At 39.4% G+C, this 22,777-nt stretch carries 15 protein-coding genes, 6 tRNA genes, 3 rRNA genes, 1 pseudogene and 1 other annotated feature; of the genes and pseudogenes, 15 read left to right on the forward strand and 10 right to left on the reverse strand.

What is annotated here, in order from left to right:
* The first annotated feature begins 126 nt into the window (after positions 1 to 126).
* Positions 127 to 2,763: a starch-binding protein gene (locus tag KGF34_RS09405; protein ID WP_195411429.1), complete on the forward strand. Its 2,637-nt coding sequence runs from the start codon at positions 127 to 129 to the stop codon at positions 2,761 to 2,763.
* A 115-nt stretch (positions 2,764 to 2,878) separates the two neighbouring features.
* Positions 2,879 to 3,544 carry a helix-turn-helix domain-containing protein gene (locus tag KGF34_RS09410; RefSeq protein ID WP_186935983.1) on the forward strand — a complete coding sequence of 222 codons (666 nt, stop codon included), beginning with the start codon at positions 2,879 to 2,881 and terminating at the stop codon, positions 3,542 to 3,544.
* 87 nt (positions 3,545 to 3,631) lie between these two features.
* Here the strand turns inward: KGF34_RS09410 and KGF34_RS09415 are convergent, their stop codons facing one another.
* From KGF34_RS09415 to leuA, 5 genes are all read right to left on the reverse strand, one after another.
* Entirely contained in the window at positions 3,632 to 4,432 is an 801-nt protein-coding gene (locus tag KGF34_RS09415) for a hypothetical protein (RefSeq protein WP_252558836.1), read from the reverse strand.
* A gap of 179 nt (positions 4,433 to 4,611) precedes the next feature.
* On the reverse strand, positions 4,612 to 5,052 hold the full coding sequence (locus KGF34_RS09420; RefSeq protein ID WP_022234179.1) for an Rrf2 family transcriptional regulator: 441 nt from the start codon (positions 5,050 to 5,052) through the stop codon (positions 4,612 to 4,614).
* A 69-nt stretch (positions 5,053 to 5,121) separates the two neighbouring features.
* Positions 5,122 to 5,198, reverse strand: a tRNA-Pro gene (locus KGF34_RS09425).
* 265 nt (positions 5,199 to 5,463) lie between these two features.
* Positions 5,464 to 6,315: a patatin family protein gene (locus tag KGF34_RS09430; protein ID WP_252558837.1), complete on the reverse strand. Its 852-nt coding sequence runs from the start codon at positions 6,313 to 6,315 to the stop codon at positions 5,464 to 5,466.
* 1,442 nt (positions 6,316 to 7,757) lie between these two features.
* Positions 7,758 to 9,434, reverse strand: a complete 1,677-nt coding sequence (gene leuA / locus KGF34_RS09435) for a 2-isopropylmalate synthase (protein ID WP_022234182.1) — start codon at positions 9,432 to 9,434, stop codon at positions 7,758 to 7,760.
* A gap of 41 nt (positions 9,435 to 9,475) precedes the next feature.
* Positions 9,476 to 9,712, reverse strand: a binding site (T-box leader).
* A 706-nt stretch (positions 9,713 to 10,418) separates the two neighbouring features.
* Here leuA and KGF34_RS09440 point away from each other — a divergent pair.
* From KGF34_RS09440 to KGF34_RS09475, 8 genes are all read left to right on the forward strand, one after another.
* Positions 10,419 to 11,950 (forward strand): 16S ribosomal RNA (locus KGF34_RS09440).
* Between the two features lie 108 nt (positions 11,951 to 12,058).
* A tRNA-Ala gene (locus KGF34_RS09445) sits at positions 12,059 to 12,134 on the forward strand.
* Positions 12,135 to 12,169: 35 nt separating this feature from the next.
* Positions 12,170 to 12,246 (forward strand) — tRNA-Ile (locus KGF34_RS09450).
* A 371-nt stretch (positions 12,247 to 12,617) separates the two neighbouring features.
* Positions 12,618 to 15,448: ribosomal RNA gene (locus KGF34_RS09455) — 23S ribosomal RNA — on the forward strand.
* A 101-nt stretch (positions 15,449 to 15,549) separates the two neighbouring features.
* Positions 15,550 to 15,625, forward strand: a tRNA-Lys gene (locus KGF34_RS09460).
* A gap of 55 nt (positions 15,626 to 15,680) precedes the next feature.
* Positions 15,681 to 15,755, forward strand: a tRNA-Glu gene (locus tag KGF34_RS09465).
* A gap of 51 nt (positions 15,756 to 15,806) precedes the next feature.
* A 5S ribosomal RNA gene (gene rrf / locus KGF34_RS09470) occupies positions 15,807 to 15,923 on the forward strand.
* The 16S, 23S and 5S rRNA genes sit together here with 5 tRNA genes alongside, the layout of an rRNA operon.
* A gap of 36 nt (positions 15,924 to 15,959) precedes the next feature.
* A tRNA-Asn gene (locus KGF34_RS09475) sits at positions 15,960 to 16,035 on the forward strand.
* A 133-nt stretch (positions 16,036 to 16,168) separates the two neighbouring features.
* On the opposite strand, the gene KGF34_RS09480 is transcribed toward KGF34_RS09475, so the two are convergent.
* Positions 16,169 to 16,483 carry a transposase family protein gene (locus tag KGF34_RS09480; RefSeq protein WP_249376038.1) on the reverse strand — a complete coding sequence of 105 codons (315 nt, stop codon included), beginning with the start codon at positions 16,481 to 16,483 and terminating at the stop codon, positions 16,169 to 16,171.
* 193 nt (positions 16,484 to 16,676) lie between these two features.
* Here KGF34_RS09480 and KGF34_RS09485 point away from each other — a divergent pair, with 193 nt between their 5' ends.
* Both KGF34_RS09485 and KGF34_RS09490 read left to right on the forward strand, forming a co-directional pair.
* Entirely contained in the window at positions 16,677 to 17,747 is a 1,071-nt protein-coding gene (locus tag KGF34_RS09485) for an acyltransferase (protein ID WP_289780787.1), read from the forward strand.
* Between the two features lie 97 nt (positions 17,748 to 17,844).
* Positions 17,845 to 17,970: pseudogene (locus KGF34_RS09490) on the forward strand (transposase); the annotation flags it as partial.
* Between the two features lie 244 nt (positions 17,971 to 18,214).
* Here KGF34_RS09490 and KGF34_RS09495 read toward each other — a convergent pair.
* The 4 genes from KGF34_RS09495 to KGF34_RS09510 form a co-directional block, all read right to left on the reverse strand.
* The gene (locus tag KGF34_RS09495; RefSeq protein ID WP_252558839.1) at positions 18,215 to 18,598 is read right to left on the reverse strand and encodes a hypothetical protein; all 384 of its coding nucleotides are present in this window, start codon (positions 18,596 to 18,598) and stop codon (positions 18,215 to 18,217) included.
* Positions 18,599 to 18,625: 27 nt separating this feature from the next.
* Positions 18,626 to 18,826: a TM2 domain-containing protein gene (locus KGF34_RS09500; RefSeq protein ID WP_022234580.1), complete on the reverse strand. Its 201-nt coding sequence runs from the start codon at positions 18,824 to 18,826 to the stop codon at positions 18,626 to 18,628.
* A 471-nt stretch (positions 18,827 to 19,297) separates the two neighbouring features.
* Positions 19,298 to 19,549 (reverse strand): hypothetical protein, encoded by a 252-nt coding sequence (locus KGF34_RS09505; protein WP_252558840.1) that lies wholly within the window; start codon positions 19,547 to 19,549, stop codon positions 19,298 to 19,300.
* A gap of 80 nt (positions 19,550 to 19,629) precedes the next feature.
* Entirely contained in the window at positions 19,630 to 20,532 is a 903-nt protein-coding gene (locus tag KGF34_RS09510) for a PKD domain-containing protein (RefSeq protein ID WP_252558841.1), read from the reverse strand.
* Positions 20,533 to 20,873: 341 nt separating this feature from the next.
* Between KGF34_RS09510 and KGF34_RS09515 the strand changes: the two genes are divergently transcribed.
* The 3 genes from KGF34_RS09515 to KGF34_RS09525 are packed head-to-tail and all read left to right on the forward strand — an operon-like array spanning position 20,874 to position 22,772.
* Positions 20,874 to 21,287 (forward strand): helix-turn-helix domain-containing protein, encoded by a 414-nt coding sequence (locus KGF34_RS09515; RefSeq protein WP_252560215.1) that lies wholly within the window; start codon positions 20,874 to 20,876, stop codon positions 21,285 to 21,287.
* Between the two features lie 10 nt (positions 21,288 to 21,297).
* Positions 21,298 to 22,023, forward strand: a complete 726-nt coding sequence (locus KGF34_RS09520; protein WP_252558842.1) for an ABC transporter ATP-binding protein — start codon at positions 21,298 to 21,300, stop codon at positions 22,021 to 22,023.
* Positions 22,024 to 22,025: 2 nt separating this feature from the next.
* On the forward strand, positions 22,026 to 22,772 hold the full coding sequence (locus tag KGF34_RS09525) for an ABC transporter permease (protein WP_252558843.1): 747 nt from the start codon (positions 22,026 to 22,028) through the stop codon (positions 22,770 to 22,772).
* Positions 22,773 to 22,777: the final 5 nt, after the last annotated feature.

Here is a 22,777-nt window from a genome sequence, read left to right on the forward strand (position 1 = left end):
TAGTAAATACTGTTATTATGCCTTGTTTTTGGAGGTGATTTTTGTTTAGCAGGCAATTATTTAGAAACTTTTTGTAATTTTATGGTTTTTAGGTTTTGAAATTAACATTTTACGGGAGGAAAAAGCGTGAAAAAGAATAAAAGAATAATCAGTGCGGCTCTTGCTGCAAGTATGTTGTTGCCTTGTTTTGCAACAGCTGCGGTGTCGGCAAATGCGGCAGTTGTATCAGATGAAAATTCGGTTTCTGTCGGCGATTACGATTTAATGGACAACATTCAGGACGGTGTAATTTTGCACTGTTTTAACTGGAAGTACAATGATATTAAGGCAGAATTAAATAATATTGCCGAGGCAGGTTTTACAACAATTCAAACTTCACCTGCACAGCCCGGCAGCGGAACCGGTACATGGTGGTGGTTGTATCAGCCGTTGGGATTTTATATAGGTACTAGCGAACTCGGTACAAAGGCAGAGTTGGAATCACTATGTAAAGAAGCCGAAAATTATGGTATCAAGGTAATAGTTGATGTTGTAGCAAATCATCTTGCAGGCGACCATTCAAGAATAGAAGAAGATTTAAAGCCATCAAAGTATTGGCATACTTTTGGAGGCGGTATTGACTGGAAAAACAGATGGCAGGTAACACACGGAGAAATCGGTATGCCTGATATCGCAACTGAAAATTCATATGTTCAGCAAAAAGTAGGAAAATATATGCAGGAATTAAAGTCAGTCGGTGTTGACGGTATTCGCTGGGACGCAGCAAAACATATTGGCGTTCCGAGCGAGGGCGATAATTTCTGGAGTTCGGTAACAAAGTATGGTTTATATAACTATGGCGAAATTCTTACCGGTCCTGATGACAGAGAAACCGGAAATGAAGATATAATGAAAGAATATACAGACTATATTACAGTAACCGACAGCAATTACGGTAAAGCTCTGCGTGATTCATTTAATTCCGGTGATGCACCCGATTCGTCTGGAAACTGGTGCAATCGTGGTATTTCCTGCGATAAACTCATTTATTGGGCCGAAAGCCATGACACATGGTCAAATAACAAAGATTGGGGCTATTCAAATGATATGAGCCAGAATGTTATTGACCGTGCATATGCTGTTGCGGCAAGCCAAAATGAAGTAACGGCTCTTTATTTTTCTCGTCCGTCATCAAAAATTAAAGATAATATAAAAATCGGTGAAAAAGGCAGCACTCACTTTACAAGCAGTGAGGTTGCGGAAGTTAATAAATTCCACAATGCCATGAACGGAAAAGCCGATTGTTATAAAAAATCAAACGACTGCAGCGTAATTACCCGTAAAGACGGCGGTGCTGTTATTGTAAAAGGCAGCGGCAGCGGTAATGTTTCTGTTGAAAACGGCGGAGGCTATGCAAAACCGGGTACATATGTTGACAAAATTTCGGGCAACACATTTACGGTTACTTCATCATCAATCAGCGGTAAGGTCGGCTCAAGCGGTATTGCCGTTATTTATGAAGAAGAAAATCCTAAGCCAAAGGTAAGTGTAACTCCGGGTTCTTCTACATACGAAACAGAAACTTACACACTTACATTAAATACCAAGAACGCTGAAAACTCGCAGTATTCCGTTGACGGCGGTAAATATCAGTCATTCAGTGACGGTACGAAAATTACAATCGGCGCAGGTCTTGCGTACGGTACAAAGACAACAATCAATGTAAAGGCAAGCAACGCCAACGGTTCAGCCGATAAAACCTACATTTACACAAAGGTTGACCCGACATTAACGCAAAAAATTTACTTTGACAATTCATCTTATAACTGGTCAAATATATATGCTTATATTTATTCAGATGCAGTTTCTAATGCAAAATGGCCTGGCGAAAAAATGACTTTGGATTCTTCTACAGGTTATTATGTAATTGAAGTTTCAGATTCACTTGCAAACGGTGCGGTTATTTTCAGTGACGGCACAAACTCTGCAAGCAAGCGTTATCCTGCAGATGCAAAGCCGGGATTAAATCTCAACGGCGCTACAAAGATATTCAAAGCAAATCACACTTTTGAAGATTATAATACGCCTGTACCAACCCAGAGTACAACAGCACAACCTACTACGGCAAAGCCTACAACAGTACAACCTACTACGGCACAACCTACTACATCTCCTGCTGAAAGCGTACTTATCGGTGATACAAATCAGGACGGTAAAATTACAATCAGCGATGTAACTGAAATTCAGTTTTGCATCAATGAAATGATTACATTTAATCAAAAACAAAAGATTGCTGCCGATGTTGACGAAGACGGTTCTGTTGATATCAGAGATGCTACATACATTATGCTGTACATTGCAAATCAGCCAAGCAGTGAGGCCAAGGTAGGTCAATACAAAGGCGGAATCGCTCCGACACAGCCGACAACGGTTAAACCTACAACACAGCCTACTACAGCGCCGACACCGACAACCCAACCTACAACTTCATCTGTATCTGACAAATATACTATGACATTTACAGATAACTACAACTGGGGTAATGTGAATTGCTACTATTGGTCTGACAGCAATACAAAAATGACATCATGGCCGGGAAAATCAATGACTAAGTCAACAACAAATGAATTAGGTCAGAGTGTTTATACCATTGATATTCCAAGCGATGCTACATATGTAATATTCAACAATGGCAGCAGTCAGACTGTTGATATTCCTGTTACAGGCAGTGCCAAGTTTTATATTTCGGGCAGTTCAAACGGAAAATATACCGTTAATAACTGATGATTTTAAAAATTGCGTTGAAATAAAAAATAATAGTGATATAATAAAGCTGTCAGGTTTTATCAATCTGACAGCTTAAGTATATATTTTGTAATCAGGAGTATTGTTTATATTTATGGAGAATCAAATCGAAAAAAATATCGAGCATTTAAGAAATTCTCAACTTTTTCGTGGATTTACCGATGATGAAATTGAGAAATTTCTATATAATACTAAATTTAAGATTTTTGAACTTAATCGTGGCGCAATACTTAATGTTGAACTTGATAAATCGATTTTTGTTTTATACGGTTCAATAGCTTCTTATGAAACAAATATAGACGGTGTGAAAACATTTATAAATCATTTTGAACCCGACGGAAACGAATTGATAGCTATAAGCCTGGATACTCCGTATCCGACGGTATCGGTAGAGGCAAGGAAAAAATCGGTTGTTTTGTCACTTGAAACAAATTCGTTTTTAATAACCGATCCGTCAATTATTTTTTTACAAAACAGAGTTCAGCAAAACATTATCAGTATTTTTTACAGAATGACAGAAAATGTTATGCAGCGCATAATTGCTAATGCGGAATCTCTTTCGAAAAATAAAATTATTAAGTATTTGCGACAATTAAAAAGCGAGCAAAAAAGTGACAAATTACAAATTCCTTTTACAAGACAGGAGCTCGCAGACCATTTACAAATGGATATAAGCACATTGATGAGAGAATTAAAGAGTTTGCAAGAAAGCAATGTGCTTACATATGAAGGAAAAATAATTACGATTTTGAATATCTGACACTACTATACTTCTCAAAAGGGCAGTCCAAATAATGGACTGCCCTTTAAATATGGATTATAATTTATTTTATTGCAGAAAATTTAATTAAGCAGGGAAAAATGCACCGGCTGTAATGTCAAGGTAGTTAAGTCCGGAGTAATTCGGATATTCTGACTTTACTTTTTCCTTAAATTCTTCGGCATTGGCTGACTTGTTTGCAATAGACTTAATATTCTTTACATAGTCAATCTTAGTCTTTACATCGTTTGTATCTTCCGGGTCATAGTGCGATGTGAGGATAAGGTCATAATTTTTGTTAATATAGCCCTCAAGTTCGGCAATCATTGCGTCGGCATGTGCTGCACCGCCGATAATGGAGTGACAATCGTGACCGAGCATATGAGTGTAAATAACATTGATTTCAGGGAAAACAATATCAAAAGCATCAGCAGTTTCTACAATGCTAAGTTTTGTATCTGCGATTTTTAATGTTTCGCCTGCAATAATATTTGTAACCGAGTGAATTGATGAATCGAAGATATTGCCGAAAGCCTTTGTGAAATTTTCTACTAAAGCTTTACCGCCACCGACAGTGCCGTAAGTATTTGCCTTTTTAGTAGCATATTTCTTTACATTCGGCAAGAATGTGCCGCCGCCCATATGATAAGCGAGTACAACACCCTCAACTTGAGTACCTGTATCTTTAATAAACTGCTCAAGCTCTGCAATGTTGTCATTAAAGCAAGGCGATTCGATAACAACTGTTTTGTTGTTTTTTACAAGCAAAATTGCTTCATCGTCAATAAAGTCATTTGTACGGTAAACCAATAACTTTACTTCACCGAATGAATATTCAAAGATAGTGCCTTTTTCTAATTTGATTTCTTTGTAATCTGTCTTTTTCATAATAAAACCTCCGTAAAAATATTTATGTGTTGAATTTGTTGTAACATTAATAATTACAACGATATATTATCACAAACTTGTTGTAACGCAAACGGTTACAACGATAAAAATAAAAAAAGATTTTAAGAATTTTCAAAAAGGAGAAAAATACTTAAAATCTTATTATTAATCAAATTATTTTATTGTTGTGATTTTATTATATTTTGTGTATCGTCCAAAACATCTTTTAATGTAACAGATGCAAGCTCTTTTTCCATTGCCTGCTGGACTTTTATGAGCCTGTCGTCAAGAACGGCGTGAATGTTTCGTCCAACGGGGCATAGCGGGTTAGGATTTTCGTGAAAATGGAAAAGCTCGCCGTCACCAACGCAATCTACCGCTTTATAAATATCAAGAAATGTTATGTCATTTTCAGGCTTTGCCAGAACAGCACCGCCCGAACCCCGTGCTACTTCCACTATACCCGCTTTTTTTAACTGCCCGAGAATTTTACGGACAATTACAGGATTAACATTGGTGCTTGCAGCCAAAAACTCGCTCGTAATCTTGTTACTGTCACCGAAAGTTTTTATGCAGGTAAGAATATGAACGGCAAGAGTAAATCTGCTTGAAATCTGCATATATGTTCACCTCATTATAAAAAGGATTACAGTAAGAAAAAACACGCTGACCGAGCGGTTAGCGTGTAATGGTCGGGATGACAAGATTTGAACTTGCGACACCACGCCCCCCAGACGTGTGCGCTACCAAGCTGCGCTACATCCCGTTGCAACATAATCTATTGTACCAAATGAATGTAAAAAAGTCAAGAGATAAGAGTTAATCTTCTAAGTATTCGTGCAAAACAGGCTTATAATTTTTAAATTTGTATTTATCGGCTAAGTTTAAATCAGCTTCATTTTGTATGTTAAGCAAATTTTTCAAAACTTTGCAATCGTCATATAAATAGGTATCATATTTGCTCCATACTAATTCTTCCGTTTGCCCATTCTTCTGACAATTGTTTTGCAATTTCAGATAAATGGACACCTTTAATTTTCAATAAACTTTCTAAGTTTATCAAGGTGTTTTCTTAAATCTGACTCACCTTGTTTGTATATTTTTTCTATTATTTCGGGGTCGCTTTCAGTTCTGCCTATGCCAAGACTTTGATTTGGCGCAATTACATAAACAAGTCCCTGTTCTTCAAGCATTTTTATATCTTCAAGCTGTTTGTTATACATTTGCGGTCTGTTTAAAAGCGCCTTTGCAAATTCAGGTTTCTTTCTGTAGCGCTTTGCGGAAAATTCGAGCGTTTTGTCGGCTTTTTTGCGGTAATCCCTTGCCTGCGTAAGTATAACTATGCATTTGTCACAGCCGTCATCAAAAGCGTGTTTAAACGGAATGCTGTCGGTAATTCCGCCGTCAAGATATTCGTTTCCGTTTATTATAATCGGCTGAAAAAGCAACGGTAATGCGCAGGTCGCTCTTAGTATTTCAAATTTTCTGTCATAGCGTGAAACAGGCATATACTCGGTTTTGCCTGTGTTTATATTTGTAAGAGTTGCGATTACATCACCTTTAAATTTTGCAAAAGTATCGTAGTCAAAGGGAACAAGTTTATTTGGAATTTCGTCCATAATAAAATCAAGGTTAAAGTAGCAGCGCTTTTTGGGATTGAGCAAATACTTTGTTCCCATATATCTTTTATCGTTTAAATATTTTGTTCCTATTATATAGTTTCTGCCGATCTGCTTTGAAACATAAGATACGGCATTTGAAATGCCTGCCGAAGTTCCGATTACATAGTCGGCATATATGTTTTCTCTCAGCATTTCGTCCATTACGCCGCAGGAGTAAAATGTGCGTGACGCACCACCCTCAACTACAAGGCCGATTTTCATATTATCACATCCTATAAAGATATTTTACTACAAAATCGGTAAATTTCAATACACATATATTGACAAAATAAAATTAATGTTTTTATAAATCTGTAAATACTTGCTCAACAAAACAAACAAATAATTTGCGTAAATATTTGCTTATTTTAAGATTAAATATATAAAATTTTAGCAAAAGCAAAGTGCAAGCAGCTTTAATTTAGCAAAATAATCAAAAAACATTTTGCACTTATTGTGCAATAATCAGGTTGCCAATTTAATACATTTTTGTTATGATAAAAGCGTTAAAATGTATTTTATACGAAAATAAGAGGTTTTTACTTATTTTGTCGTATGTGTAATTTTATTACGGTGTTATTCTCCATTGCTTTGACTGGAAATACACCGACATTAAAGCAGAACTTAAGAACATTGCGGAGGCAGGATGTACTTCAATCCAGACTTCTCCTGTTCGGGGAAACAATAACCACGGTTCATGGTCTGCATACAGTGCATAATCGCATTATAGTTTTATAGACAAACAGAATTTAACCCCCTCGCAATTGAGGGGGTTATTTTTATACTTAATTTTTAGCAGCCGCAGCCACAACCGTTAGAAGACTCGTTACCGCCACAACAAGCAAGGATAACTATAAGAAGAATAACCCATGAGCAGCAGTTGTTGCCATTACCGAAAAAGTTACACATAAGCGTTTGCCTCCTTTCTGTTTACACTACATAATATTGCAAAATACAGAAAGTGTGACTGTATAAATAAAGATGTTAAAAGACTAATTGCAATAGTTGCGAAAGTTGTGGTTTAGGATACTTTCCATCGGGCAACAAAGTAAAGCAAAACTAAACTTTCCGTCCCAAGGTTAAAAATCTGGTCAACATTTTCAAAGGTTGTGGGTGTGGGCAACGCCCACAAAATTTTATGTTATTGCAAATTTTAACAGCCAAACAGCTTGCTGTTTGGCGGATTGAACATAACGGCGAAATCCTAAAAATGCGACAGCAACAAAGGAAAAGCCACGCTACTAAAACTACTAATTTGCCACTTTTTAAGGGCAAATCAGCCACACACGCAAACCTCTTTGTGTTCTTTAGAATATCGTTTCTCTAAGATTGCTAAAGTGCGACTTTCTTACTTTCTGCCACTCATTAGTCTTAACTTTTATTTTATCTTAAAATCTTTAATAATCTAAAGTTTAGTTATTATATTGTGCAATTACAGCTTAATATTTTATATTTAAAATCAGTGCATTTTTATTGTTTTATGGGCTCTGCCCAAACCCGCAACCCTTTAAAAAGGGTTGACCTGAATTTTGAATTTATAAAACTAAACTTTTGGTGGTGAACCATATTTTTACATTAAACCAACAAACTAAAATCCGCTCAAATTATAATAAAATTGAGCGGATTAATAATTATATTGATATTATACTGTTAATTTTATATTTTTACATTTCAGCTCTGTTAATTGCATTAAGTACACCGAGTACAGATGCAACATTGACATTTGAATCAATGCCGATACCAAAGATGTTCTTTCCGTCAGGCTTTTTGAGCTCAATGTAAGAAACAGCTTTTGAATCTGAACCCTGTGAAATAGCGTGCTGGCTGTAAGAGATAAATTCGTATTTGTCGAGTCCGAATTTCTTAATAGCGTTAAAGAATGCGTCAATCGGGCCGTTGCCTACGCCGCTTAATGTAACTTCATCGGCACCGTTAATAGTCATCTTGCCCTTAAAGTGCACATAATCTTTACCGTTTTCGCTTTCTTCGTAAATCTTACGCTTTGTAAGAGCGTATTTCTGATTAACTTCAAGATAGTTTTCACTGAATACTTCAAAAAGTTCTTTCGGAATAAGCTCTCTGCCGAGTTCTTCACACTTTTTCTGAACAAGTTTAGAAAATTCAGGGTGCATCTTCTTTGGAAGGTCATATCCGAAGTTATGGCTCATTACAAATGCGGCGCCGCCCTTACCTGATTGAGAGTTGATTCTGATAATAGGTTCGTACTCTCTTCCAACGTCGGCAGGGTCGATAGGGAGGTATGGGATTTCCCAATATTCTGTGCCGCTGTCTTTCATATATTGCATACCTTTATTGATAGCATCCTGATGAGAACCCGAAAAAGCAGTAAATACAAGTTCACCGATATACGGCTGACGAGGATTGATTTTCATATCTGTGCATCTTTCGTAAATCTCTCTGAGCTTTGGAAGATTAGAGAAGTCGAGTTTAGGGTCAACTCCCTGTGTAAACATATTAAGTCCCATTGTAACAATGTCAAGGTTACCGGTTCTCTCGCCGTTGCCGAAGAGTGTGCCCTCTACACGCTCTGCACCTGCAAGAAGTGCAAGCTCGCCCGACGCAACGCCTGTGCCTCTGTCATTGTGCGGATGCAAGCTGATTATGCAAGCCTCTCTGTTCTTTATATGTTTAATAAAATATTCAACCTGATCTGCGTATGTGTTTGGTGTGCACATTTCAACAGTGTTAGGAAGATTGAGGATAACAGGGTTTTCTTTTGTAGAACCGAGAGCTTCCATAACTTTATCGCAGATGTAAACAGCGTTCTCAACTTCTGTACCGCTGAAACTTTCGGGAGAATACTCAAATCTAAAGTTTGTATCGCCTGTATATTCGTCTGTAAGCTGCTTAATAAGTTTTGCGCCTTCAATAGCAATTTTTGTAACGCCTTCCATATCTGTTTTAAATACAACTTTTCTCTGTAAAGTAGATGTTGAATTGTAGAAATGAATGATTACATTTTTAGCGCCCTTAACTGCCTCGAAAGTTTTGCGGATGAGGTGCTCTCTTGCCTGAACAAGTACCTGAATTGTAACATCATCGGGAATATGGTTGCCCTCAATCAATTCACGGCAGATTTCGTACTCTGTTTCGGATGCGCTCGGAAATCCTATTTCAATTTCCTTAAAGCCCATATCAACAAGCGTGTGGAAAAATTCAAGTTTTTCTTCCATATTCATAGGGTCAACAAGCGCCTGATTGCCGTCACGCAAGTCAACACTGCACCATATCGGTGCTTTTGTAATTACATTGTTTGGCCATTCTCTGTTTTCAAGCTTAATCTGCTGAAAAGGAATATACTTTTCAAATCCTGGTTTCATATAAAGTGCCTCCTAATTAATTGCACAAAAAATCGCCCCTAAAAAGGGACGAATAAAACATCCGTGGTACCACCCGGTTTTAGGTGCACATCACTGTACACCCCTTACAGACTTCCAACAAAGTCCTGACCGATAACGCAGTCGTGCGTTCTGCACTACATAACCTCGCACAGAAAACTCGGGGATGAGCTATACATATAAAGGTAATCACAGCTTTTCACCAAACAGCTGCTCTCTGAAGAAATACCAAAATATCTTGTTCCCGTCATCGCTTTTAGAGGGATTTACTTGTTGTTACTATTATATAGAGAATAAAAACTTTTGTCAAGATTATTTCTCCTATAAAATACACTTTTCTTATATAATGTATATGTGAAGTAATAAGTATAAAGTACAGATATACATTTGAAATAAAGAGTTGATAAAATAATTTTAAGTGTATTGAATAATCAACTAAATAATGGGTATAGTTAAAAGCGTTGAAAGTTTTATTATACACTAATATGAAAATGCGACAAATATGCGGCTTTTAAATTGTTTTTTAAGAAAAATTAAAAAAATTGAAAAAAGGGGTTGCAATTTGTAAAAAGGAGTGATATAATAACGAAGTCGCTTGAGGAAAGCACAAACAACAGAAAAGTTTGAAGGCACAGAAAAAAGCTTTTAAAAGTAATGAAAGAGATTTCAAAAAACTTTTTAAAAACTTTGAAAAAAGTGTTGACAAACGAAAATGAATGTGATATAATAATTCACGCACTGTTGAGAGAGGTTCGGTAAGAACCGACAAAAAACTTTCCAAAAAGTGCGTAGGACCTTGAAAATTAAACAACGAGAAAGATAAAGGAACCCGTAATACTTTGAGGATACTCAAAGATTTACAGTGAGATGCACACAACAAAGCATCAAGAAATTACGGATACGTTAGTATTCGGAATGAGCGATTAAAGCTCTGAAATTGATAGTAAGCGAAAGCTTAATATACAAATTTTAGAGAGTTTGATCCTGGCTCAGGACGAACGCTGGCGGCGTGCCTAACACATGCAAGTCGAACGGAACTTCTTTAAAGGATTTCTTCGGAATGAATTTGATTAAGTTTAGTGGCGGACGGGTGAGTAACGCGTGAGTAACCTGCCTCTGAGAGGGGAATAACATTCTGAAAAGAATGCTAATACCGCATAATATATATTTATCGCATGGTAGATATATCAAAGATTTATCGCTTAGAGATGGACTCGCGTCCGATTAGTTAGTTGGTGAGGTAACGGCTCACCAAGACCGCGATCGGTAGCCGGACTGAGAGGTTGAACGGCCACATTGGGACTGAGACACGGCCCAGACTCCTACGGGAGGCAGCAGTGGGGGATATTGCGCAATGGGGGAAACCCTGACGCAGCAACGCCGCGTGAAGGATGAAGGTCTTCGGATTGTAAACTTCTTTTATTAAGGACGAAGAAAGTGACGGTACTTAATGAATAAGCTCCGGCTAACTACGTGCCAGCAGCCGCGGTAATACGTAGGGAGCAAGCGTTGTCCGGATTTACTGGGTGTAAAGGGTGCGTAGGCGGCTTTGCAAGTCAGATGTGAAATCTATGGGCTCAACCCATAGCCTGCATTTGAAACTGCAGAGCTTGAGTGAAGTAGAGGCAGGCGGAATTCCCCGTGTAGCGGTGAAATGCGTAGAGATGGGGAGGAACACCAGTGGCGAAGGCGGCCTGCTGGGCTTTAACTGACGCTGAGGCACGAAAGCGTGGGTAGCAAACAGGATTAGATACCCTGGTAGTCCACGCTGTAAACGATGATTACTAGGTGTGGGGGGTCTGACCCCTTCCGTGCCGGAGTTAACACAATAAGTAATCCACCTGGGGAGTACGGCCGCAAGGTTGAAACTCAAAGGAATTGACGGGGGCCCGCACAAGCAGTGGAGTATGTGGTTTAATTCGAAGCAACGCGAAGAACCTTACCAGGTCTTGACATCCTACTAACGAGATAGAGATATGTTAGGTGCCTTTCGGGGAAAGTAGAGACAGGTGGTGCATGGTTGTCGTCAGCTCGTGTCGTGAGATGTTGGGTTAAGTCCCGCAACGAGCGCAACCCTTGCTATTAGTTGCTACGCAAGAGCACTCTAATAGGACTGCCGTTGACAAAACGGAGGAAGGTGGGGACGACGTCAAATCATCATGCCCCTTATGACCTGGGCTACACACGTACTACAATGGACATAAACAGAGGGAAGCAAAACAGCGATGTGGAGCAAACCCCTAAAAATGTTCTCAGTTCAGATTGCAGGCTGCAACCCGCCTGTATGAAGATGGAATTGCTAGTAATCGCAGATCAGCATGCTGCGGTGAATACGTTCCCGGGCCTTGTACACACCGCCCGTCACACCATGGGAGCCGGTAATACCCGAAGTCAGTAGTCTAACCGCAAGGAGGACGCTGCCGAAGGTAGGATTGGCGACTGGGGTGAAGTCGTAACAAGGTAGCCGTATCGGAAGGTGCGGCTGGATCACCTCCTTTCTATGGAGAACTTATCAGATGAAATAGGCTGATATAACATCCAAGGTCAGTTACGGAAGTAATTTATTGAATCGTTGTTTAATTTTCAGGGTCCTGCCCGAGATATACGGGGGTATAGCTCAGCTGGGAGAGCACCTGCTTTGCAAGCAGGGGGTCAGCGGTTCGATCCCGCTTATCTCCACCAAAGGCTTGAGGGAATAACCGAAAAGCCGGAAATATGGGCTTATAGCTCAGCCGGTTAGAGCGCACGCCTGATAAGCGTGAGGTCGGTGGTTCGAGTCCACTTAAGCCCACCAAGAGTACGAAAGTACTCAAAGAAAGTACCTTGAAAACTGAATAAAGTATAGCAGATAAAGCGAGAAAAGTAATTATTGACAGGTTTTAACAAGAAGAGTTGAATCTCGAAGCCTTTAAATAACGACTGACGAGGACTAATCTGTAAAATCACTTTAGTGATTGCAACAGATTAGACGAGTGGGAGTTATTTAAAGAATAGCGAAGAGAATGAAACTTGACAAACTCAAATAAGAGAAAGCGTTAAACGAAGGTAATAAATACTACAATTAGCTTAAAGGGTAATAAAAGATTAGTTATAAACTAATGGCTTATTAAACTGCGAAAAAAGAGTAATTTACATTACAAAGAAGAACCAAAAGATATCTCAAATGGTCAAGCTACAAAGAGCACAAGGGGAATGCCTTGGCACCGAGAGCCGAAGAAGGACGTGACTAACTGCGATAAGCTACGGGGAGCTGTAAGTGAGCGTTATATCCGTAGATTTCCGAATGGAGCAATCCGATTAGAGGAAAGTCTAATCATCATATACTGAATACATAGGTATATGAGGGGAACCGCCTGAACTGAAACATCTAAGTAGGGCGAGGAAGAGAAATCAACTGAGATTCCGTAAGTAGTGGCGAGCGAACGCGGAAGAGGCCAAACCTAATGTAGTAATATGTTAGGGGTTCGGACAGTATAATGAATTGTCGAAATTTAGCCGAATGTCATGGGAAGGGCAATCAAAGATGGTGAAAATCCAGTAGGCGAAAAGTTAAGACATCAGACTGTATCCAGAGTACCGCCGGACACGTGAAACCCGGTGGGAATATGGGGGGACCATCCTCCAAGCCTAAATACTACTCGGTGACCGATAGAGAAGAAGTACTGTGAAGGAAAGGTGAAAAGCACCCCGGAAGGGGAGTGAAAGAGAACCTGAAACCTTGTGTTTACAAGCACCGAAAGTTCATCAACGAACGATCGGGTACCTTTTGTAGAATGGTCCGGCGAGTGAATGTAACTGGCAAGGTTAAGCACTTAAGGTGTGAAGCCGTAGCGAGAGCGAGTCTAAATAGGGCGCATGAAGTCAGTTGTATTCGACCCGAAACCGGGTGACCTACCCATGTCCAGGCTGAAGTGCAGGTAAAACTTCATGGAGGGCCGAACCGACTCCCGTTGAAATGGTAGCGGATGAGGTGTGGGTAGCGGAGAAATTCCAATCGAACCCGGAGATAGCTGGTTCTCTCCGAAATAGCTTTAGGGCTAGCCTTGGAATAGATTACTGGAGGTAAAGCACTGAATTGGCTAGGGGCCGAGAGGTTACTGAACCTTATCAAACTAAGAATGCCAGATAATCGTTTTCCAGGAGTCAGACAGTGGGAGATAAGTTTCATTGTCAAAAGGGAAACAGCCCAGACCTACAGCTAAGGTCCCAAAGTATAGTTAAGTGGAAAAGGATGTGGAATTGCATAGACAACCAGGATGTTGGCTTAGAAGCAGCCACTCATTAAAAGAGTGCGTAATAGCTCACTGGTCGAGTGATTCTGCGCCGAAAATTTAACGGGGCTAAACTATACACCGAAGCTTAGGATACCGCAAGGTATGGTAGGAGAGCGTTCTGTACGGAGTGAAGTCGTAGCGAAAGCGGCGGTGGACTGTACAGAAGTGAGAATGCCGGAATAAGTAGCGAGAATTAAGTGAGAATCTTAATGGCCGAAAGTCTAAGGTTTTTGGAGGAAGGTTCGTCCGCTCCAAGTAAGTCGGGAGCTAAGGTCAGGCCGAAAGGCGTAGCCGATGCACAAACGGTTGATATTCCGTTACCGTCTACAATTTAAACAAAGGGACACATACAAAGCGTTTAACCCGGGCGATGGTTGACCCGGGCGCAAGGGACTGAAATAAGAGTAGGGAAGTAAATGTGGCGTATGGCGAGAAAAGCTTTGTGAATAGAAGTAGACGCCCGTACCGCAAACCGACACAGGTGGACAGGAAGAGAATTCTAAGGCCAGCGGGAGAAGGGTAGTTAAGGAACTCGGCAAATTGACTCCGTAACTTCGGAATAAGGAGTGCTCGAAAGAGCCGCAGAGAATAGGCCCAGGCGACTGTTTAGCAAAAACACAGGTCTCTGCCAAATCGAAAGATGAAGTATAGGGGCTGACACCTGCCCGGTGCCGGAAGGTTAAGAGGAGGAGTGCAAGCTCCGAATTGAAGCCCCGGTAAACGGCGGCCGTAACTATAACGGTCCTAAGGTAGCGAAATTCCTTGTCGGGTAAGTTCCGACCCGCACGAATGGTGTAACGATCTGGGCACTGTCTCAACTACCCACCCGGCGAAATTGTAGTACCGGTGAAGATGCCGGTTACCTGCGGCAAGACGGAAAGACCCCATGGAGCTTTACTGTAGCCTGATATTGGGTTTCGGAAATCTATGTACAGGATAGGCGGGAGACTGGGAAGTATGAGCGTCAGCTTATACGGAGTCATTGTTGGGATACCGCCCTTAGGTTTCTGGAATTCTAACCTGCGACCGTGAATCCGGTCGGGGGACATTGTCAGGTGGGCAGTTTGACTGGGGCGGTCGCCTCCGAAAAGGTAACGGAGGCGCTCAAAGGTTGGCTCAGCACGGACGGAAACCGTGCCTCTGAGTGTAAACGCAAAAGCCAGCCTAACTGCGAGGATGACGGTCCGAGCAGTAACGAAAGTTGGAGTTAGTGATCCGGCGGTATGTGAATGGAAATGCCGTCGCTCAACGGATAAAAGCTACCCTGGGGATAACAGGCTGATCTCCCCCAAGAGTCCACATCGACGGGGAGGTTTGGCACCTCGATGTCGGCTCATCACATCCTGGGGCTGTATTCGGTCCCAAGGGTTCGGCTGTTCGCCGATTAAAGTGGTACGCGAGCTGGGTTCAGAACGTCGCGAGACAGTTCGGTCCCTATCTGTCGTGGGCGCAGGATATTTGAGGAGCTCTGTCCTTAGTACGAGAGGACCGGGATGGACGTACCTCTGGTGCACCAGTTGTCATGCCAATGGCACGGCTGGGCAGCTACGTACGGAACGGATAAACGCTGAAAGCATCTAAGCGTGAAGCCGACTCCAAGATTAGATATCCCATTGCATAAGCAAGTAAGACCCCTTGAGGACTACGAGGTTGATAGGCTGCGTGTGTAAGTGTCGTGAGGCATTTAGCTTGGCAGTACTAATAGGTCGAGGGCTTGACCACAAGAGTCTTTTGGTCAGCTTATTAAAGTATTTACAATATTGCTTCTCACTTTGCTTAATCTTTATTCAGTTTTCAGGGCGCTGTCTAAGCGACTGTGAAATGCACCATTAGCTCAGTTGGTAGAGCACCTGACTCTTAATCAGGGTGTCCCGGGTTCGAGCCCCTGATGGTGCACCAAAAAGGTAACAGGGGCTAATGAAAAGATGACCATTAGCCTTTGTTACAAACAGATGGCTCGTTGGTCAAGCGGTTAAGACTCCGGCCTCTCACGCCGGCAACGCGGGTTCGATTCCCGCACGAGTCACCATGAAGATGGTATATACTTCTCAAATAAGGGAAGAATAAATACAAGAGAATAGTTGGTGTTGATGACGCTGAGGGTCCACCTGTTCCCATACCGAACACAGAAGTTAAGCTCAGTGGTGCCGAAAATACTTGGCTGGTGACGGCCCGGAAAGATAGGGAGATGCCAACACAGGCGAAACACCTAATCGGGTGTTTTGCACTATATTCCTCCATAGCTCAGTCGGTAGAGCGCATGACTGTTAATCATGATGTCACTGGTTCGAGCCCAGTTGGGGGAGCCATAACAGAGTAGTTTTTATAGCTGCTCTGTTTTTTTGTTATCTAAAACTTTTCTAAATTACTATTATAGGGTTCTATGTCAATAGTTGGGGTAAATCCGAAAAAGAAGAATTGAAATGAACAAGTGATAGTAAATCAAGCTATCGCTTGTTTTTGCATTTGGTGAGAAAACATATGTAAAATACGGTTACGGAAACACTTGCCACAGGAGCAACGATATCGACGCTTATAAAGATGAATAAAGATGTGCTTACCAAAGGCAGGAATATCCTTTATAGGCTGTTCACGATAATCGTGAACCTTATCAGTTAATTTACCGCAACAGGGGCATTTATGAGGTTTTCTTTTTAATCGGCAGTTAATATGGATTGAATTATCAATTTCTTCAACTTTTTCTATATTAACATCTTGCAATCCTAAGAGCTTTTCGGTAAAATATTTGTAGAGCATATTTGTTTCTCCGCTTCTGTTTTCAGATACGCTCTAAGTAAAAGGGGAAAATAAGCAGTAATATTTAATATAAATCAAAAATTAAGGAGAGTTGAATTTTGGAAAAGGGTAGAAATTTGCGTAGCGTTAATACTGACGGAGGGGTGAATTTGCAATTCAAACTTTTGTCGGCAATCGGAATTATCATTTCATTATAGTTTCCGGACATTGTTATCATGGCGGAATGGAACTTGCTTATAACTGGTTCCCGCCGTATTCGTATAATTTGGCACTGTTTGTATTTATATCGGGATATTTTTACAAAACCGATTATGAAGAAAATGTCGGAAAATACATATGGAAACGCACAAAGCGGCTTCTTATTCCTGCGTATCTGTGGAATATATTTTACGGTGGTATGGTTGCATTTCTCGGTTTGTTTGGATTTACTATAGGTGCAAAGCCTGATTTATACAATCTTTTTGTTATGCCGTTTGTTGACGGTGAGGCTTTTCAATATAACCTCGGTTCATGGTTTGTGTACCCGCTGTTTTTGGTTTGTATAATAAATGTGCTGTTCAGAAAATTTTTGAAACTGATTCATCTTGACAATGAATTTATAGTTTTGATAGTGTATCTCGCAATCGGAATGATAGGAATTAACACTGCAATAGAAAATCCGACTGTAATTAACGGTATAGTGAAACTTTTTGTCAGAACAATGTTTTTCCTGCCCTGTTATGAATTCGGTCGCTTTTATAAAGCTGTGCTTGAAAAGAAAGACACTCTCAATAATGTTGCGTACTTTGCAATTATATTTGCTGTACAGCTGATACTTTTAACTTTTTGCGAAAATTTGGAGTACACGCCGTCATCGTTCACTAATTTCAACAACGGTTTTGTAATTCCGTATATCTCGTCAATCACAGCAATTGCATTTTGGTTGAGAGTTTCAAGATTGCTTGTACCTGCCATAGGAAACAGCAAGCTTGTAAGGCTTATAGCTGACAACACATACGGAATTATGGTAAATCAGCTTGTAGGCTTTATGTGCCTAAAATTTGTATTCTACGGATTAAGCCGCATTACTTCAGGCACATTGTTTGGTGACTTTAATGTTGCATCATTTAAATCAAGTATATGGTACTACTATCTTCCAAACGGTTTGCAACAGTGGGCTTTTGTATATCTTATATTTGGTCTACTTGTACCGATATTAATTAGCATTATTTTAAATAAAATCTGTAATATTGTACACTCTTCTTCTTACTTAAAAAAGATATAGTTCCTCTGAAACAGGACTGTAACAACAGTAAACTTAATTAAAGGAGATGCAATGAAACAAAGGTTACATATCAAGAGGTCTATAGTTATGAATAAAAAAAGATGTATTTCTGTTCTGCGTGGACGGTCTGACAGGTTTCAGACAGGCTATTGAAGCGGCTTTTCCAAATGCACAAATTCATCGTTGCATCATTCATCAAATACGCTCAAGCACAAGGTTTCTCTTGTTAAGTGTTGACCTTTTGTGTGTTTGTGTAAAATTAAGTGCATCCATAGTGATGATTTCCTTTCAAATTTAGGTGTGGTAACTTAATTCTACTACGAAATCGTTTCTCTGGATATTCTTTTTTTATTCTTTCATCTTCATTTTACAATTTGCTAACCATAATTTATTATTGCTACCCCAACATTTAGAATAAAACCATAAAAAGAACAGGTACAATCGGAAATTGATTGTACCTGTCGGTTTTAAAGATTAGGTTTTAAAAGCTCTTTTGCAGTGATGTCAACAAGATGTTCGCATTTCTTTGCATTGTCGTTAATAATCGAATCAAAGCCGAAAGAACTATGATTTTCAGAGTCGTGATAAATGATTTTTTCGATATTATCAAGACCTGCCTCATATGATTTCTGTATGGAAAATTTATGCGACTTGGTAGATAAACCGTTTTTCATAATCCATACTTGGTTTTGACTGTCAATTGCAGGGAATGTTATAACACTTGCGGCACCGTATTTAGTCAGTGACGGAACACCGGCTGAAAAATGCTTGTCTTTAATTGCTTTGTAAAAACTTTCAATAGAATAGGAATTTTTGGCTTTTATGTTGTTGATCTTAACACATAAAGCCATTAGTAACCCATTTCATTATGTATAAGATCAGTTTGTACCCCATACATTACCGTCTTTGTCAGTATATTTACCGGCAATAACCATAATAAGGTCAACAAGCCAGCCAATACCGCAAGCACCACCTGTAAGAAGCCAAATTACGCCTGTACCGATTTTACCTGTCAAAAATCTGTGTACACCTAAACCACCAAGGAAAAATGTGATTAAAATTGCACCTGCTTTACTCATAAACAATTACCTCATTTCTTTAATTTTTTGATTGCATATTTTTGTTTACAGCTAATATAATACACATTAATGACAACAATTGCAACTATTTGGCATAAAAGTCAATTTACTGGCAAGAATGGCAGATTAAGGAGAAACGGTGGTATTTGTAAATGATGTTTAACACACAAAGTTTAGTTTAATAAATTCAAAATTTAGGTCAACCCTTTTTAAAGGGTTGCGGGTTTGGGCAGAGCCCATTAAATAATAAAAGCGAACTGATTTGTAATTAAAACAAACAGTTGTAATTATATTGTAGAATAACCAAACTTTAGATTAATCAAGATTTTAATATAAAACAAAAGTAAAGACTAATGAGTGGCAGAAAGTAAGAAAGTTGCACTTGAGCAGTCTTAGAAAAAGATACTCTAAAGGATGCAAAGGTTTTTGTGTGTGGCTAATTTGCCCTTGAAAAGAGGCAAATTAGTAGTTTTAGTAGCGTGCCTTTTCTTTTGTTGCTATCGCAATTTTTATGCTCTCGCCGTTATGTTCAAGCCGCCAAACGGCAAGCCATTTGGCTATCAAAATTTGCGACAGCATAAAGCATTTGTGGGCGTTGCCCACACCCACAACCTTTGAAAAGGTTGACCAAACTTTTATATTCGGGACGGAAAGTTTATCTTTTTCTTTACTTTGTTGCCCGACCGATAATTTCCTAAAACCGAATCCCACCAACTTTGACAAATAATAAAAAGCCGACAAACATAGTACAAAACTAAGTTTGTCGGCTGAATTTTTATATCATATTATGCTGTTTCGGACAATCACATTCTTGGTTCTTTAACTTCAAATGTAAATGTTTCCTGTGCGGTTTTGCCGTTTGCATCCTTGACCTCAACGAGTACGGTATGGTCGCCTATTTCTAACGGAGTATTGTTCTCATAATCGAGTTTATGCATATCAATAAAGAAATTATTGTCATCCGAATAATCCTGTACCAATAAACCGTTGTCAAGTGTAAACTTATACTGATAAGGAGCAGTTCCCATAAATGCATTTGCGGTAATTGTTACATTATTATCGCTCTTACCGATGTAGTCCTTATCTGTATGAATACCCACAATAACAGGGTTTTCACTTTCATATGCGTCAACTACCGTATAATTATACAGGGTTTCCTCTGCGCAATCATCAATAGCGTTATAACTCCTTACCGAAACATCATAGCTGCCACTTTCACTAAATGTATAAGTAAATGTGTTTAACTCTGATTTTTGCTGAACAACCTCGCCGTTAATCAAAAATTCATAGCTGAACGGTGTAACGCCCGAATCCATTGTTGCGGTAAATGTTACAGGAGTGCCTGCCATTGCCTTTCCGGAATCATAATCGGCGCAAAAATTACGGATAATGTGTTCCGAAGCAGTACTATTTCTCTCAAATTCATATGTACCGGCAATATGTTCCTGAATAAGAGTAACATCACTGACATCGTTTACACCGTTAAAATTGACATCTCCTGCATAAAATTGTCTTGGTGACAGTTCCGCATTGCCGGCAAGTCCGTTTTGAAGAAGTGTAACATCATTGATATCAACTTTAAAATTCTCGTCAACATCGCCTGTAATTATAGGTCTTATCATCGCAGAAACCGAAAAAGCTTGAGCTGTTCCAAGCATACCTACGATAAGAGCAGTTGAACAAACAACTTTTGTGATTTTTTTCATAATTATTATTCCTTTCTAAACTATACATCTTCACTGATAAAGTAAATATTTGTCGGTAAAGTTCTAATATTTATTTTATCTTATATTTGATTATACTATAAAAACGATGAAAATGTAACTGCAATAATAACAGAAAACAATTTTGTATATTTGTGCATTTTTATTAATATATGTTAAAAATGCATTATAAATATATTTATTGTGAATATTTATCACTGAATTTTTTGAGTTAATAGAATATGTTTAATTACGCAACTATTCTTTACATCTCTTGTATAATTTAGTTGGTTGTTTATGTAAATTTGCTGTGCTATACTTAGGCTATGAAAGGTGTGAAAAATATGATTGGTATGAATTTAAAGGCGCTGCGCAAAACAAAGGGTTATTCACAGGAAGAAGTAGCGGAAAAAATCAATGTTTCCCGTCAGTCTGTGGCTAAATGGGAGAACGAAGAGAGTATTCCCGATGTTATAAAATGCAGCGAACTTGCTAATCTTTATGAAATATCGCTCGATGAGCTTGTACACGATAAAATATCCGTTGAAGAGGAATCGACAAATTCGGAGGACGGAAAATATGTTTTCGGCATTGTAAAAGTAGGCGAGCGTGGTCAGATAGTTATTCCTAAACACGCAAGAGATGTTTTTGACATTAAACCCGGAGATAAACTGCTCGTTGTCGGGGATATAAAGCGTGGCTTGGGAATAGGCAAGGTAAGCCGTTCTATTGCAAGTGATTTTGTGTTTGAGGAATGAGGTTTTATTTATGTTAGCAATAAAAACTGAAAATCTTACAAAAAAATACAAAGATAAAGTTGCGGTAAATTCAATTAATCTTTCTATAAATAAAGGCGAAATTTACGGGTTGCTCGGCGTAAACGGTGCGGGCAAGTCTACAACAATAAAAATGCTTTCGTGTCTGATTAAGCCGACAAGCGGTGACGCTGTGCTTAACGGATACAGCATTGTAAATGACAGCGAAGATGTTAAGAAAATTATTAATGTATCACCGCAGGAAACCGCAGTTGCGCCAAATCTGACCGTAAGAGAAAATCTTGAGCTGATAGCTGAAATATACGGCTTTGAAAAAGAAACGGCGGTGCAGAAAGCGCAGAATATGATAGATGATTTTGAGCTTGCGGAAGTTGCAAAGTCAAAGGCAATAACTTTATCGGGCGGCTGGCAAAGAAGATTGAGCATTGCAATGGCGCTTATAAGCGACCCTGAAATTTTATTTCTTGACGAGCCGACTTTGGGACTTGATGTTTTGGCAAGAAGAGAATTGTGGAATAAAATCAGCGCTTTAAAAGGTAAGATTACGGTAATCCTTACAACTCACTATCTCGAAGAGGCGGAGTCGCTGTCAGACCGCATAGGTATTATGGTAAAGGGAAATCTTGTGGCTGAGGGTACGACTGACGAACTTAAAAACAGCGTTAATGCCACATCTTTTGAAGACGCTTTTGTAAAAATTGCGGAAGAGGGTAAATGATTATGAAAACTTTAGCTTTTGCGTCAAGAAATGCAAAGGAATTGCAGAGAGATGTTTTAACATCAATTTTCGGTATTGCTTTTCCTATTGTATTGCTTGTTTTGTTGTCGGTAATTAACTCAAGTATTCCGAAAGAGGCACATATGACCTTGTTTGAAATTAAAAATCTTACGGGCGGAATAAGCGCTTTCGGACTTGTGTTTTTGTCGCTTTTTTCTGCGCTTTTGGTTTCAAAAGACAGATGCACGGCTTTTATTATCAGACTTTACGCTTCGCCCCTTAAGCCGAGCGGCTACATACTCGGTTATACAGTACCGCTCATTCCTATGGCTTTATTGCAAACACTTGTTACCTGTTTGTTTGCGCTGATTTTCGGTTTATCTTTTTCGGCAAATATTTTGCTTGCGACGGTTGTAAGTATTGTTCCTGCTTTTTTATATATTTCAATAGGGCTATTGTGCGGTACGGCATTTAGTGATAAAATGGTAGGTATAATATGCGGTGCGGTACTCACAAACCTGTCGGCATGGCTTTCAAATATATGGTTTGACATCTCGCTTGTAGGCGGTGCATTTCAAAAAATCGCAGAATTTTTGCCGTTTATTCATTGCGTAAATGCTTTAAGGGCAACGCTTGAGGGCAATTATTCGCAGATAATACCCGAATTACTTTGGGTATTCGGATATGCCACAGTAATTTTTGCTTGTGCTGTATTGCTGTTTAACCGCAGAATGAAACAGGATAAGTAAGGAAT

Origin of the sequence: Ruminococcus sp. FMBCY1, from assembly GCF_023921805.1 — a bacterium.
Taxonomy (GTDB): domain Bacteria; phylum Bacillota; class Clostridia; order Oscillospirales; family Acutalibacteraceae; genus Ruminococcoides; species Ruminococcoides intestinale_A.

Coding starts and splice junctions, on each gene's coding strand:
- KGF34_RS09500 (WP_022234580.1), bottom strand. CDS start 18,826: ATGAGTAAAGCAGGTGCAATTTTAATCACATTTTTCCTTGGTGGTTTA.
- leuA (WP_022234182.1), bottom strand. CDS start 9,434: ATGAAACCAGGATTTGAAAAGTATATTCCTTTTCAGCAGATTAAGCTT.
- KGF34_RS09480 (WP_249376038.1), bottom strand. CDS start 16,483: ATGCTCTACAAATATTTTACCGAAAAGCTCTTAGGATTGCAAGATGTT.
- KGF34_RS09510 (WP_252558841.1), bottom strand. CDS start 20,532: ATGAAAAAAATCACAAAAGTTGTTTGTTCAACTGCTCTTATCGTAGGT.
- KGF34_RS09430 (WP_252558837.1), bottom strand. CDS start 6,315: ATGAAAATCGGCCTTGTAGTTGAGGGTGGTGCGTCACGCACATTTTAC.
- KGF34_RS09410 (WP_186935983.1), top strand. CDS start 2,879: ATGGAGAATCAAATCGAAAAAAATATCGAGCATTTAAGAAATTCTCAA.
- KGF34_RS09525 (WP_252558843.1), top strand. CDS start 22,026: ATGAAAACTTTAGCTTTTGCGTCAAGAAATGCAAAGGAATTGCAGAGA.
- KGF34_RS09520 (WP_252558842.1), top strand. CDS start 21,298: ATGTTAGCAATAAAAACTGAAAATCTTACAAAAAAATACAAAGATAAA.
- KGF34_RS09420 (WP_022234179.1), bottom strand. CDS start 5,052: ATGCAGATTTCAAGCAGATTTACTCTTGCCGTTCATATTCTTACCTGC.
- KGF34_RS09495 (WP_252558839.1), bottom strand. CDS start 18,598: ATGGCTTTATGTGTTAAGATCAACAACATAAAAGCCAAAAATTCCTAT.
- KGF34_RS09515 (WP_252560215.1), top strand. CDS start 20,874: ATGATTGGTATGAATTTAAAGGCGCTGCGCAAAACAAAGGGTTATTCA.
- KGF34_RS09415 (WP_252558836.1), bottom strand. CDS start 4,432: ATGAAAAAGACAGATTACAAAGAAATCAAATTAGAAAAAGGCACTATC.